The following is a 13,321-nucleotide window of genomic DNA, read 5'->3' on the forward strand; positions in this document are numbered from 1 at the left end:
CGCATCACGCCACTGAAAGGTCACAACTCCCATGAAGGGCATCCCCTTTGGCCAGCGCAAGCCAGCGAGACCAACGTAATGCAGTGCCCACAGAAGGTGTCATGTAGATGACCTAAGAACAGCCGTGGCAGCGGTGGCCCCGACCGCACCCCCTGCCGGTCCCCACTCCGGCGGGCGTGGCCCGGCAGGGAAGAGCAGGGCTCACTCCCGCACGAGACAGCACCACTCCGGGCAGCCGCTCCCTGTAGGCGAGTTGCTGCCCATGGCCTGCCACACGATCCCGGCAGGCAGGACCTGCTCCCGCCAGGTTGCGTCGCCTTCACCCACCTGCGGGGCCCGACTACTCCTTAAGGAGAACGGCACGATGACCAGCGCCACGTCCCAGCCCTCCACAAACCGTCCGGTGCTTCAGCGATGGCTCGCCACCGCCCCCGCTGAACATCCTCTGCGGGTCCTGGAAGCCACCGCGTCCGCGAACCCGGCAGTCCCCGTGGCGCTCGACGCACTGGAGACCATGGCGGCCTTACTCGACCAGGCGGCCGAGAGCGACCCACGCTGGCGCAGGAAGGCCGAGGAGTTCGCCCGTGACGTCTATGCCGGAGTGGAAGTGGCCGCCCGGGCTCCGCAGAACATCAACGAACTCGTGCCCAAACGACGAGGAGGCTGGCCGCTCCCCCTGAGTGACCGCCGGACATGATCACAGCGCACCCGATCCCATACCTCGCCTATGGTCGTCTCACTGGAAATGCAGGGCTGTCTCAATCTCTGCACCTTCGCAGGTCACAGCACTGATTTGCGTGTCAGACTCCCCTCGATCACCTTCTCTCTCCTTCTAACACTGCAGGTCAGAGAGCTATTAGAAGACCTTCAGCCTGCAATCCCGTTGAGACGACATAGCCGACCCGTCACCGATCGCGCACCGACGCTGCACCCCTGCGGACGCGGGAAACGGGACGGGGCCGCCTGCATGCCGGCTACATCACCAGGAACCAAGTAGCCACAACAGCAAACGGGTTGACGGCCAGCGGCCTACGATCGCGTCATGCCGATTGCTCCGGAGGCCCCCAGCACGCTGCGGTTCCTGTCGCTGGAGATCACCGACCGCTGCCAGCTCACCTGTCCGACCTCTGGAGGCCGCGACCGACCGACTGGCTGGCATCGGCCTGCACCCCCGCACCGCCGTCTGCGACATCACCGAGACGCTGCCCGCCGACCTCGACCGCATCGTGTCCACCGTCTCCGTCCGGCCCGTGCCTGCCTCGTGGCTGACCGCGCTCCGCCCCGGGGGCCGGCTGGTCACCACCATCACCGGCACTGCGATGATCCTCGTCGCCGACAAGACGCCGGACGGCGGCGCCCGCGGCTTCATCGCCTCGGACCAGGCCACGTTCATGCGCACCCGCCACGGTGACGACTACGACGACGCCTCGCCGGCCGCCGAGGTGTGGCAGGCCGCGGACGAGGACGGGGAGACGTCCGTCAGCCGCTACCCGCTCACCTACGTCCCGGACTCCTGGGCCGTGCACGCCACCCTGGAACTGGAGGTGCCCGGCATCGAGCACCGTACCGAGCAGCACGAGGGCGGCGGGCGCACCGTGTGGATGGCTCACCCCGACAGCTCCTGGGCCCGTGCTAGCGCCAAGAAGTCCCGTGACCTGCCCACGGTCCACCAAGGCGGTTCCCGCCGCCTGTGGGACCTGCTGACCGACGTCCTCGACCGCCTCATCACCGGCGGGGAGCTGCCGGTGAACGGGGCCCGCGTCACGATCACCCCCGACGGAGAGACCACGCTCTCACGCGGCCGCTGGTCAGCCACCCTGTAGGCACCCGGCTGGCCACCAACCCTCGCCCGAGGTGTCCCCTATCCTCTCGCCGTGGGCAGCACCGGGCGCTCGCCGCGCGGGGGTAGCGCCTGCTGAGAAGCCGCGGGTGCGGGGCCGCGGCGATCGCGGGACGAGCGGGCAGGCGCAGGCGGTCGTCGAGGCCGCTCGGCGGTATGTCGGCGAGGTGGGGCCGCTGGTGGACATGCACGGGCGGCACGCGGTGCAGTACGCCAGCTTTGAACTGCGCTGGGCGGCCCCCGAGCTCGAGCAGCGGGAGGGCTGACCGAGCCCGTGGTCACTGCGCTCAGGGCAACTCTCGTGTAGGGCGGTTGGATTGCACTGAGGGCAACTCACCTTCTTGCCCTGACGGCAACTCGTCGGCGCTGAGGAGCGGCCGCCGATCCCTCGAGCTGGCTGGGGCCGTGGTCTGAATCATCAAAGAGCTCCAGGAGCTGGACGGTCTGTTCGAAGGTACGGCGGGTGCTGCGGGCGGGGGTGAGCGGATTACTCTCGGAGGTCAGGCCGAGGGAGTCCATCAGGTGGTGCTGGCCGAGGTCGAGGGTCGGCCAGGTGGTGAGCTGGCAGTGCAGCCAGGAGCCGATCTTCACCCCGGCCAGGAGGGTGTCGCTGGTGAGCGTGGCCGGGTCGGCGCCGGTGGCGAGATGCGCGCGCAGCAGGTGGTATTGCGGTGCCAGTCCGCGCCGTGGGGCAGGCGCCAGTCGGGGGCAAGGGCGGTCAAGGTGTCGTCGCGGGCCTGATCGAGCTGGCTCCTGGCTGCGAGGTGGCGCTGCTCGGCCAGCCAGGCGCCGACGGGTGTGGTGGCAGGGGCGGCGAGGTGGCCGTGTGTGCGGTGGTAGTCGGCGGCGGAGGCGAGGCGGGGTGCTGGGCACAGACCACGGCGATCGGCGGCTGATTCAGCGGGAGTTGGGGTCGGTTTCCGGCCCGGGCAGCGGCAGGGGAGGCAGAAAGTCGTCCTGCGCCGGGAGCAGTGGGGGTCGTTCTCGGATGGATCGAGCAGTCCGGGATGACAGCACGGCCCGGAAGACTCCCGGTGCTACGTTTTCCACCTCACCAAGTTGCTTCATACGGTTGAGGGTTTTACCTACGGATGAGCGGACAGTCGCGTCCGCTCCCGGGCGCACCACTGTCGCGACATCGGTGATGGACATTGTCTCCTGGGTGGCGCGCAGGAGCTTGAGAATCGCATCACGCATACTTCCGTCACGCGGCGGCCCCAGGGTCCGAGTACCAGCACCCGGGCGCGCAGCTCCGGACGAAGGATCCTTGCCGGCGGCAGAAGCTTCAGACGTAGCCTTCCGGGAAGGCTGGGCGGTTGCCGCGTCCTCGCCAGTGTCCAGCCGCTCTTCGCCGACATCGGTTGCTTCGCCGCCCTGGCCCATCAGCGCGTATGCAGCTTCCAATGTGGCCAACTCGCCTCGCAGAGAAGTGATTAGTTCCTCCAGGGCATGCCGGGCCGGGCCGATGTAGACGCCCTTGTCCGACGCAGGTGCGCTTGTCCGGGATCCCGCCATAGCGAACTCCTAAGGAAGGCCGCTGCCAGCGTAGGGACGGCAAACTGTGGCACGCACGCAGTTCCTGTGAAGCGCAATCAAGCGGTCAGCGGTGCACTCAAGAGCGGCAAGTCCGGTCGCGGATATCACAGGACTCGACTTGTCTTGGCGCAGAGCCTTCGCTGCCGACGGGAGCGGGGAGCCGGCTGTCCGGCCGGGCAGCTGGTGCGGGGAACACCACCATGCTCGCGTCACCAGCAACAGCGTGCGGTCTCCGGCGTGGCTGGCTGCATGCGTGGCGCCCCGCCACAGGCGGCGCGACGGGAGCGCCACGGACACGCCCGGCAGGCTACCCCAGCAGCCGGACCGGGAATCACCAAATCGTGCCGTGCGCCCGCCTCCGGAAGTCGAGAATGAGCCACCCCGACGGCCCGGGGGCGGCGCGGTAGGCGGGCAGCCGAGACCTGTAGAACTGACCGTGCTGCGCGGCTGGTTGCGCAATGCAAAGGGTGGCCGGACATTCGACGGCCTCGCCCGGCGGGCGACCGAGGCCGGGCAGTGGCACGGCGGCACGGCACGTCCACGCGCGGGTCTCAAGGAAGGCCGTCTCGGTCTCGTGGCACAGGACGCCATGCTTCATCCGCTTCCGCCACCGCTCGGGCGGCGGAGTGTTTCGTGACCTGCTGACCGCTACCAAGTTGATGGGGCCATGGACAAGATCCTGAGCGAGGCCATCGCAGTCCACATCCGGCTGACCCGGGCCCAGGACGCCTACCACGTGACGGCTGACAATCAGGAGGTGGGACTGGATGACCTGAACGCCGCATTCGACGCCTTCGAGACCTTCACCAAAGGGCTGCAGGAGGGGAGGTACTCAGTCGACATGGACCTGGCTGCTGCCGCGGCCAGAGAGGTGACGACGGGGAAACAGCACCCCTACATCCAGCGGGATGAGGAAGGCGACCCCGTCGCGTTCGTCCCGCCACGGAAGCTGACGGACGAGCAGCTCGCGGCTGCAAGGGTGTTGCTCGCCGACCCACGGCAGACGATCACCGGCGTCGCCAAGGTCCTCGGTGTCTCCCGCGGCGTTCTCTACGAGGAGGTGCCCGAGGTGAACGGCCGCTATGCCCGACTCCGTGCCGCCGCACAGCAAACAGAAACGTAGCCCCCAAGCCTATGCCCTGCTCCTGACTACCGAGGACGCCCGGGCCGGTGTCGGCCCCCGGCTGCGGATGCTGACACCACGCTCACGGACTACCCGGCGATTTTCGTACCAGGAGATCCACCGCGCACCGACCGCGAGCGGCGCGGTTGCACTCTGCTCTGCTGCCGTAGGCGAACTATCGCGAAGGTTCGGCGGCGACGGCCCGCGCCCGTGCCGTCTGCTCGACCGTCAGCAGCAGGTTCTCGACGGGAAGATAGGCCAGGACTCGCCGTCTGGATCATCCAGCCAAGCGCTTTGACCGGATGTGTCGACCGTGAGACCGAACCGGGTCACGCTGGGGGATCCCTGTTCCTTCCACCAACGGTAGGCGTCGCTCACCGCGTCCCAGAGGCGCCGGCTTCCCCACTGCCACACGCGGGCGCGCTGCTCACCGTCCCGGAACATCACGCAGGCCCACGACAGGTCTGACAGGCTGTAGAACCAGACGGGCCGCGCGCCGTCGCGCTTGTCCGCCACGGCTTGACGGCACTGGGACACCCGCAGGCCCAGGACGAACGGAAGATCCGTGAACTGGCCGGTCAGGAAGTCCTGTTCGGTGAGTTCGGCGGTGCTCCGGTCGGCGCCCTCCAGCGGGCCAGCGGACAGGTAGTCGGCGGGGCGGATCACAGGACCCCTCTGCGCGCGGAACTTCATGAACTCCACCGCCCGGGTGAACGACCCCGTGGCCTTCTCTCCCTTCACCATCAGGCGGAGCATGGCGTCGGCGTTTCCGTACAAGGTGCCCCACGGAACGAGGATCACCCCGCCGGGCCGGCTCTGCTTGATCCACGCCGCAGGCAGCTGCCGGATACCGGCGGTGGCCAGGATGCGGTCGTACGGGGCCGAGGCAGAGTGGCCGCGCGATCCGTCGCCGACGATCATCTCAGGGCGCAGGCCCAGCTTGTACAGGCGGTCACGGGCCTGCGCGGAGACCGCCGCGTCCACCTCGATGGTCGTCACATTCCGGGGCCCGAGCCGGTGGCTCAGCAGGCCCGCCGTCTCACCGGTTCCTGTGCCCACGTCCAGCACGCGCATACCCGCCTCCACGCCCAGGTCCTGGAGCAGGGAGTAAACCGTGGAGGGCATGGATGAGGAACTGGTGGAGAGTGTCCCCGGTCCAGGGCCCAGGTGTGCGCCGTCGTCCCACTGCGTCACGATGGGGATGTTGCTGTCCGTCGCGGCGTACCAGGCATCCGGGTCGGCCTGCTTGTCGACAGTGACGCTTGCGCGGGTCGGCATGTCGTACGGCCACATGAGATCCGGGAGGAATGCAGCCCGGTCGATGGCCGCGAACGATGGCGCCCAATCCGATGACAGGGCGCCCGATTCCATAAGGACCCGCCCCAGCTCCTTGCGGCTGGGGCGGTCCGTACGCAGAGCGCTGAAGGTCACGTCGTCACTTCCGGTGCTTTCCATCGCCTTCCGGACTGGACCCGTCGGGGCTCGGGGGCTCTTCCGGCGGGGTCCACGGTGTGCCGGGATTGCCGTCGCCGTCATCGTCCGGCTGAGTGTGCAAGGAAATACGCAGCCTCATCGTCTTCCTCCCGTTGCCTGTCGCTGAGCCGCAACCTTCGGATTCTCGGGGCTGGCGATGGCAGCAACCAGCGCCTTCTCAGCCAATGCCGCCATCCGTTCCACTTGGGCGCACTACGTAGACCATGCCTTCTGGTCAGAGTGTCCGGTCCGGCACAGGCCGAGGCGGGCTCTCATCGGTGTCCGGCCCATCCGCAGCGGGCGCGGGGGCGGGCGTCACGGGGCGGGGGCGTCGCCGGAGCCGGCGGCGCAGCCGGTGAAGCCACCACCACCTGACCCAGCCTGGTCCGTTGCGTAGTTCGGCATATCTCACGACAGCCGCGGGACTCATCGAGCGGACCCACAGCGGCCTGCCCACGATGATCCGCTCGGCTCCGGCAAGCTGGCCGTCGAGATTCCAGCGCTGCGGATCGAGGAGGACGTCGGTGTAGACCTCGGCGAAGAACTGGCTGTCGCCGGTGTGCCCGATCGTGAACCCCCGGGTCTCGGGTCTCCCCGCATGCTCCGCATGCGTGCCGGTCTCCCCCTGATTGAGCGCGATGTTCAACGCCTCGACGGCCCGGGACTGCTCGTCGTCCCACTGGGAGGTGTTCTCCCGGCCCCTGCTGGCCAGCAGTTCGGCTATGGCCGGCGCCGCCGAGGACGTCCACCCCTGTTCGAATCCGTCGTACGGCCCCATGCCGCGGACGTTGTCCATGCTGCCGAACAGGCACAAGTCGACGCGGCGGCCGCCCGCGCTGCGGGTCTGAACATGCAGCAGCACAGCATCGTTGCCGGCGTAGCGGAACTCGCTGAACCGGGAGAAGGAGACCGTGCCCGCCCCTTTGACGAACGCAGCCGCTAGCGCAGTGTCGAAGTCGTCGACTGCGGCCCGGCCAAGCCCCCGCTCCAGGCTCCGGGCCTCCACCAGCCGGTTCCGGGTCCGGCGTTCCCGGCCTCCCAAGCCCGCCTGGAACGGTGGCCAGTTGAACTGGAACGTCCAGCGCCGCTGCCCGTCCAGCTCGACGCCATTCTCCTGGGCGACCGTCTGGATAGCGCGCTCGGACCAGTACACGAACCTGCCGACATCATCGCGGTTCATCACAGTCCCCCTCACTTCCGGCTGCTCATCCCACGGGCCCGGTGGATTTGTACCGCCCCAGGGTCCCGGGTGGCACCAGATTGCACGCTCTCAAGATCAGACGCCTTAGTGGGGATGAGTGAACCGTTGGTGCCGCAGAGCCCGCTCGACCGGCTGAGTGACCCGCCCCTTGGGCTATCGAGCTGGAGCCCATCGACCACGTCTGTCCGCCGTGCCTTCACTCGATCGGGTGTATTCGCCGTAGGGGCGGGGACGTGCTGGTGGGCGCTGCCAAGCTGGGCAGGAGCCCTGGTGGCGCAGCATGGGAGAGAGGTCGGGCGGTTGGGTCGGTTCACGCTCACGGACTATCCGGCGATCTTCGTGCCGGCGGATCCGCCGCGGGCCGGCCGCTTCAGGTTCTGGCGTCCGGCCGCGACGATGGGCCCGGCCGACCAGCTCACCGTGCCCTCCGAGGCACGCCTGGGTGAGAGCACCACCATGATCGTGCGCTGGTCCGGTGGCAAGGCCAAGACCGGGCATGTCCCGTACTACTCCCTCAGGTTGGAAGACGCCTGGCCGCTGCTGGTGCACTGCCGCACTCACGGCCTCGGTCACGAGGCGTGCCGGTTCTGGGGGGCCGCAGCCCTGCTGGCGCTGCAGTTGGTGGCCGACGGGCGGCTGGAGCCGACGCTCACCGCGCGCGGGTACGACGCTTGGAAGACCACCGTCCCCGGGCCGTGGCAGGAACAGCTCGACGCCCTGCTCGCGGCCATGCCACCGGAGGCGCACGCGCACGCGGCATCGCACTCCTCCATGGGTTCCGGCCCCCTCATGAGCGACCCCGGACATCTGCTGTCGGAGTTCTGCGACGCGATGGCCGACTACCTGCCCCGCTCCTCCGGCGCCGCTGCGGTCACCGGGCGGGCCGCGTTCGCCGACCGCGCCGCCCAGCACGTGCCGCACCTGCGGTTGGCCAGCCCCCGTATGGCCGGCCAAGTGGCTCTGGGCGTGCGGCTGTCGCTGCGTCTGGAGCTGGACGCCGACCACGCCGAGACCGGGGTCCGCGCGGTCGTCCAGGTCCACGACACTCTCGGCGGGCACCGGGTCGCGGACGCCGAATCCCTGTGGCGTGCCGTGCCCGCGCCCGGAACACCGGACGCCACCCGGCAGATGGAATCCCTGCTCGCCCTGCGCCGTGCCGCCCGGGCCTGGCCGCCGCTCGCCCGTCTGCTTGAGGACCCGAGCCGTCCCGGGGCGCTGGATCTGGACGAGGGTGAGATCGACGAATTGCTCGGCGATGCGGTCGCACGCCTGGCCCGGGTCGACTGCGCCGTCCACTGGCCCCGCGACCTGGTCCGCGCCCTGACAGGGCGCACTGTCATCGCCCCGCGGCCGACGGCTGTCGCCCCCACCCGGCTGTTGGGGGCGGAGCAGCTGCTGGACTTCCAGTGGCGGGCCGCCGTGGACGACGTGGACCTCACGGACGCCGAGATGAACGTGCTGGCGGAGGCTCACCGGCCGTTCGTGCGGCTGCGGGACCGCTGGGTGCGGGTCGATGCGGCCCTGCTGCGCCGTATCCGCGACCGCCACCTCGGACAGGTCACCGCCGGCGAGGCCCTGGTGTATGCGCTGACCGGCAGTGCGCAGATCGGCGAGGAACGTGTCGAGGTCCATCCCACCGGCTGGCTGGCCGACCTGCGCACCGCCTTGACCCGCGCCGCGCACACCGACGTGACGGTGCCGGCCGCGCTGAAGGCGGAGCTGCGGGACTACCAGCGTCGCGGGCTCGCCTGGCTCCACCACCTGACGACCGGGCCGGTCGGGGGCGGGATCCTGGCCGACGACATGGGCCTGGGCAAGACCATCACGCTGATCGCCCTGCACCTGCTGAACCAGGAGGACACGGCAACGGCCGGGCCGACGCTGGTGGTGTGCCCGGCCACCATGCTCGGCGCGTGGCAGCGGGAGATCGCGCGGTTCGCTCCCACCGTGCCGGTCCGGCGCTTCCACGGCCCGGCCCGCACCCTCGACCTCCTGCCCGCCGACGCGGTCGTCCTGACCACCTACGCCACCTTGCGCCGCTCCGCCGACCGCCTCACCCAGACCTCGTGGTCGCTTCTGGCGGCGGATGAGGCCCAGGCGGTCAAGAACGCCCTGTCGGGCACCGCCTCGGCGCTGCGCACGATCCCCTCCCGGGGCCGGGTCGCGCTGACCGGCACCCCGATGGAGAACTCGCTCGCGGACCTGTGGGCGCTGCTGGACTGGGCGACCAGCGGGCTGCTCGGCACGTGGCCGGCGTTCCGGGAGCGGTTCGCCCGCCCGATCGAGGCCGGCCGCGACACGGCGGCCGGCGCCCGGCTCGCCGCGCTGATCTCCCCTCTGGTGCTGCGCCGCAAGAAGACCGACCCCGGCATCGCCCCCGAACTGCCGCCCAAGACCGACACCGACCAGTTCGTGCCGCTCAGCCGGGAGCAGGCGTCCTTGTATGAGGCCGTCACCCGCGAGGCGCTGCAGCAGATCCGCCTCGCCGACGGCATCAGCAGGCGCGGCCTGGTCCTGAAGCTGCTCACCTCGCTGCGGCAGATCTGTAACCATCCGGCCCAGTACCTCAAGGAATCCGATCCGGCCGTCGCCGGCCGCTCCGGGAAGATCGACCTCCTGGACACCCTCCTCGACCAGATCCTCGCCGAGGGACAGTCCGGGCTGGTTTTCAGCCAGTACACGCAGATGCTCGACTTGCTGGCCACTCACCTGGACCGGCGCGGCGTCTCCCACCAGGTCCTGACCGGAAAGACCCCAACCGCCCAGCGTGACCGGCTCGTTGGGCGGTTCCAGGACCGTGAGTTCCCGGTCTTCCTGCTCTCGCTGCGGGCGGCCGGCAGCGGCCTGACGCTGACCCGAGCGGAGCATGTGCTGCAGATCGACCAGTGGTGGAACCCGGCCGTGATGGACCAGGCCGCCGACCGCGCCTACCGCATCGGACAGACCCGGCCGGTCCAGATCCACCGCTTCGTCGCCGAGGGCACCGTGGAGGAGAAGGTCCTCCAGCTCCTGGCCGCCAAACGCGAGACCGCCGACATGGTCCTGGGCGCCGAACAGCTGGGCCTGACCGAACTGGGCGACGACCAGCTCGCCGACCTCGTCGCACTGCGGAGGCACTGATGGTCTTCTTCCGCACCTACGGCGAGCTCTACGGCACCGTCTACGATCACCGCCCGGCCACCGCCACCGAGGGTAACGACCGGTATGTCGGCCCGGTCCGCGCGGCCTGGTACGGGGAACTGATGCAGCAGCGCCGCGACGAGCAGCGCATGAATGCCGGGGCACCGTACATCGGGAAGATCACCGGCCTGAGGGTGGAGCCCGGACGTCTCGGCGGCCTCATCCTCATCGAGGATGCGAAACCCGCCTACCCCGGCGACGACCACAACTACCCGCGCACCCTCGACGTGTTCTGGCCCCGTCTGCCCGGCGAGCAGTGGCTCCTGCTCGCTGCCACCGCCCGCGCCCACGCCCACCACCTCGCCACCGACACCAGCCACGACGCGATGCTCCGCATCCTCGACCTCGCTGACAGCCTCGGCGTGACCCTGCTCCCCACGCTCGGCGAGATCAGCAACTCCGACTGCCCCTGCCGCAGCCGCAAGAGCGTGTGCGAACACATCGCCGCCCTCATCGAGTGCTACGCCCGGACCCTGGAACACGAGCCCCTGACCCTGCTCCTGCTCGGCGGCTGCGCCCCCACCGACTTCTTCGCCCTCGTGGACGACCCCGAACACCCCAGCGCACAGCCCTACTACCGGCCCGAGAGCCTCCCGGAACCCACCATCGACGCCCGTAACCTCTACTACCGGCGCCAGTGGCACGACGACCCGCCCCTGCCGCCCCTGCCCGCACCACCGACCGAGCCGACGGCGGCCGAGCCGCGGACCGAGCTCGGCGATCCCTCCCACCAACTCCTGGCCCGCGCTGCCGCCGACCGCGCCGCCGACCTGCTGAACCAGGCCCTCAAGCGCCGCCGGAACCCGCTCGTCGACCCCGTCAGGCGGCTGACACCCGAGCAGGACGCTGCCCGGCTGGCGGCCTACCGGAGTTCCCACGACGACGCCGCATCCCCCGCCTGATCCCATGCACCCCGCAGGGCTGCGCGCCGGGGCCGCCCGGCCGGCCCCGGCGGCGTCTCCCTCCGACGTCGGCGTGCGCCGCCATCAGCAGTGAGGGCTCGGGGCGTTGGCCGGCAGGGCCGAACCTCGGTGGTACGGTCGGAGGACTCATCGCCCCGTTCCGGGGTTTCCCCAGGAGGGGTCGCGCGCAGATGCGCGCCGTCATCAGCCCCATGGGGGAACAGCGCCACGCACACCAAGCTGGCGCCACTCGCGACGGCAAGAGGGAGCGCGATGAGGTACGACCAGCTGACCAGGGGCCAGAAGCAGGAGGCCCAGGGCATTCTCCAGCATCTGCGAGGCGCGGGCGTGGAGACGTCCGTCTCGCAGGTCGCGGTGCATTTCGATGACGCCTCCGCATGGGACGCCAAGGCCATCACCCTGGCCACGCTGCTGGACCGCACCGGTTGGACACGCAGCGCGCCGGTAGAGACGATCCACCGTGCCGAACTGCCCGCAGAAGTGCTGTGGCACGTGCGCGCGGTGCTGGGTGCCGATGGGTCGGCACAGTCCAGGGAAGCGCTGGAGCTGTTGCCCGAGGTCTGATCCGCCTGCCACGGGCTGTTCGAGAATCCCCGGGCAACAGTCCGGGGACAGAACACCTAGCATCGGCCCGTGAACCGGATCGCCCCGCGAGACCTGAAGCCGATGCTCCGCACGACGCCGGACGGGCTCACGGTGCGCTGCCCCCTGTGCGGCGAGCTGGAAGGGGCCCACCGCTTCGAGCCGCTTGCCCGTCGTGCCTTCGAAGAACACTGCGACGACAAGCACGGTGCGCCGACGCCTCTGGAGGCGGCGCTGGCCGCGGTGCCGCTGGTGAGGACGAGCGCCGGTCAGTGGACGGCGGAGACGACGGCGGGCGTCTACACGGTGCGGCAGGCCGGAGAGGGGTTCGCCGTAGAACTGCCTGGGGGCACGCGCCTGCAGGGCACGTTCAGCTCGCCGCCCGAGGCGCAGATCTGCATCGCCCGGGCAGCGGGAGTGATCACTGCGGGCCAGGCTGAGGCCGCCCGCCTGTCTGTACGCTCGCCTGCCCGACCCCGGCGGGAGGTGGTGTCGGTTCTTCACACCCGCCTGCACAAAGCCAAGGAACACGCCGCCGCGCGGGGCATGCCCCAGGACGCCCCCTGGTCGGTGACCGTCGGCCAGCCCGAGGTGAACGACTTCGGCGGAGCCGAGAAGGTCCGCTCCGCGGCCCGGGCCGCAGCACGGCAACTCGGCATCAGGATCCACACCTACACCACCGACCCCGATGACCGCTCCCCGGACCAGCTCGTGGTGATCGGCAACCTGGGCGCCCGGTTCCGCCCCCGTCCCGAACCTCAAGCAGACCCGCGGTGGCCCGCGTTCGCTCTCCTCCGGGACCCCGAACCAGGCGCCGAATGCGACTGCCGTCGGGGTCCCTGTCTCAGCGCCGGGCTGGACGTCGCCGCCGACGAGGGGTGGCTGGCCGTGGACTGGCTGTCGCTCACCCCCACCACCGATCTGCGTACGCTGCCGGCCGAGCTTCGCTCACACGATCCCGGGGCGTTCCTCGCCGGCAGCCGTTCGCGAGCCGGGTCGCGGATTGTCCTGTCGCCCTTCCAGGACGGCGCGCCGCTGGGCCCGCTCGCCGACGTCCAGGTCTATGCGAGCAACCCGCACGGCTACTACAAGGGCCTGTCCCACGGCGTCGGCTGTTCCTGGGCGCAGGAAGTGGGCGCCCAGCACGAGATCCTCACGCTCGCCGAGTTCCTGCCCCTGCTGCCGACGGCAGCGCCGCACCCCGGCCCGGGATTCGACACCCTGGCCGAGCTCTGGGAGCAGGTGCTGTTCAAGGACCGCTCCGGCGAGCGCTGGTGTGCGGCGTGCGGCGGGTTCGCGGTCCGCCGGCTCACGCCCGAGCAGTGCGCGTACTACCGCCGCTGCCACGAGTCAGCCCGATGACAAGCGGTGGGGGGGGGGGGGGGGGGGGGGGGGGGGGGGGGGGGGGGGGGGGGGGGGGGGGGGGGGGGGGGGGGGGGGGGGGGTGTGGTGGGGTGGGGGCG

General features: G+C 70.3%; 11 protein-coding genes. 7 read left to right on the forward strand and 4 right to left on the reverse strand.

Features of this window, described 5'->3' with window-relative positions; translation table 11 throughout:
- Nucleotides 1–364 precede the first annotated feature (364 nt).
- Together AC07DS_RS16820 and AC07DS_RS16825 are read left to right on the forward strand one after the other, a co-directional pair.
- On the forward strand, nt 365–697 hold the full coding sequence (locus AC07DS_RS16820) for a hypothetical protein (protein ID WP_479146002.1): 333 nt from the start codon (nt 365–367) through the stop codon (nt 695–697).
- A gap of 553 nt (nt 698–1,250) precedes the next feature.
- Nucleotides 1,251–1,823 (forward strand): methyltransferase domain-containing protein, encoded by a 573-nt coding sequence (locus AC07DS_RS16825; protein WP_479146004.1) that lies wholly within the window; start codon nt 1,251–1,253, stop codon nt 1,821–1,823.
- Nucleotides 1,824–2,173: 350 nt separating this feature from the next.
- Here the strand turns inward: AC07DS_RS16825 and AC07DS_RS16830 are convergent, their stop codons facing one another.
- Both AC07DS_RS16830 and AC07DS_RS16835 read right to left on the reverse strand, forming a co-directional pair.
- On the reverse strand, nt 2,174–2,431 hold the full coding sequence (locus tag AC07DS_RS16830; protein ID WP_479146006.1) for a hypothetical protein: 258 nt from the start codon (nt 2,429–2,431) through the stop codon (nt 2,174–2,176).
- Nucleotides 2,428–2,841: a helicase associated domain-containing protein gene (locus AC07DS_RS16835; protein ID WP_479146266.1), complete on the reverse strand. Its 414-nt coding sequence runs from the start codon at nt 2,839–2,841 to the stop codon at nt 2,428–2,430. Before AC07DS_RS16835 ends, AC07DS_RS16830 begins: the two co-directional genes overlap by 4 nt.
- A gap of 1,202 nt (nt 2,842–4,043) precedes the next feature.
- Here AC07DS_RS16835 and AC07DS_RS16840 point away from each other — a divergent pair.
- A complete protein-coding gene (locus AC07DS_RS16840) occupies nt 4,044–4,499 on the forward strand; it encodes a hypothetical protein (protein ID WP_479146007.1) in 456 nt (151 codons plus the stop codon).
- Between the two features lie 228 nt (nt 4,500–4,727).
- Here AC07DS_RS16840 and AC07DS_RS16845 read toward each other — a convergent pair whose 3' ends face one another.
- Nucleotides 4,728–5,870, reverse strand: coding sequence for a methyltransferase domain-containing protein (locus AC07DS_RS16845; RefSeq protein WP_479146009.1), 1,143 nt, complete (start codon nt 5,868–5,870; stop codon nt 4,728–4,730).
- 337 nt (nt 5,871–6,207) lie between these two features.
- The gene (locus AC07DS_RS16850) at nt 6,208–7,152 is read right to left on the reverse strand and encodes a hypothetical protein (protein WP_479146011.1); all 945 of its coding nucleotides are present in this window, start codon (nt 7,150–7,152) and stop codon (nt 6,208–6,210) included.
- 417 nt (nt 7,153–7,569) lie between these two features.
- Between AC07DS_RS16850 and AC07DS_RS16855 the strand changes: the two genes are divergently transcribed.
- The 4 genes from AC07DS_RS16855 to AC07DS_RS16870 all read left to right on the forward strand — a co-directional run bounded on the left by AC07DS_RS16855 (nt 7,570) and on the right by AC07DS_RS16870 (nt 13,220).
- Complete coding sequence (locus AC07DS_RS16855; RefSeq protein WP_479146267.1) at nt 7,570–10,293, forward strand: DEAD/DEAH box helicase; 2,724 nt, start codon at nt 7,570–7,572, stop codon at nt 10,291–10,293.
- Nucleotides 10,293–11,255, forward strand: a complete 963-nt coding sequence (locus AC07DS_RS16860; protein WP_479146013.1) for a hypothetical protein — start codon at nt 10,293–10,295, stop codon at nt 11,253–11,255. The genes AC07DS_RS16855 and AC07DS_RS16860 overlap by 1 nt, the downstream gene beginning before the upstream one ends.
- A gap of 273 nt (nt 11,256–11,528) precedes the next feature.
- Entirely contained in the window at nt 11,529–11,840 is a 312-nt protein-coding gene (locus AC07DS_RS16865; RefSeq protein ID WP_479146015.1) for a hypothetical protein, read from the forward strand.
- A 69-nt stretch (nt 11,841–11,909) separates the two neighbouring features.
- On the forward strand, nt 11,910–13,220 hold the full coding sequence (locus AC07DS_RS16870) for a hypothetical protein (RefSeq protein WP_479146017.1): 1,311 nt from the start codon (nt 11,910–11,912) through the stop codon (nt 13,218–13,220).
- The last annotated feature ends 101 nt before the right edge of the window (nt 13,221–13,321 follow it).

This window comes from Streptomyces sp. NPDC044064 (assembly GCF_056434245.1).

Coding starts and splice junctions, on each gene's coding strand:
- AC07DS_RS16820 (WP_479146002.1), top strand. CDS start 365: ATGACCAGCGCCACGTCCCAGCCCTCCACAAACCGTCCGGTGCTTCAG.
- AC07DS_RS16840 (WP_479146007.1), top strand. CDS start 4,044: ATGGACAAGATCCTGAGCGAGGCCATCGCAGTCCACATCCGGCTGACC.
- AC07DS_RS16845 (WP_479146009.1), bottom strand. CDS start 5,870: ATGGAATCGGGCGCCCTGTCATCGGATTGGGCGCCATCGTTCGCGGCC.
- AC07DS_RS16850 (WP_479146011.1), bottom strand. CDS start 7,152: ATGAACCGCGATGATGTCGGCAGGTTCGTGTACTGGTCCGAGCGCGCT.
- AC07DS_RS16855 (WP_479146267.1), top strand. CDS start 7,570: ATGGGCCCGGCCGACCAGCTCACCGTGCCCTCCGAGGCACGCCTGGGT.
- AC07DS_RS16860 (WP_479146013.1), top strand. CDS start 10,293: ATGGTCTTCTTCCGCACCTACGGCGAGCTCTACGGCACCGTCTACGAT.
- AC07DS_RS16865 (WP_479146015.1), top strand. CDS start 11,529: ATGAGGTACGACCAGCTGACCAGGGGCCAGAAGCAGGAGGCCCAGGGC.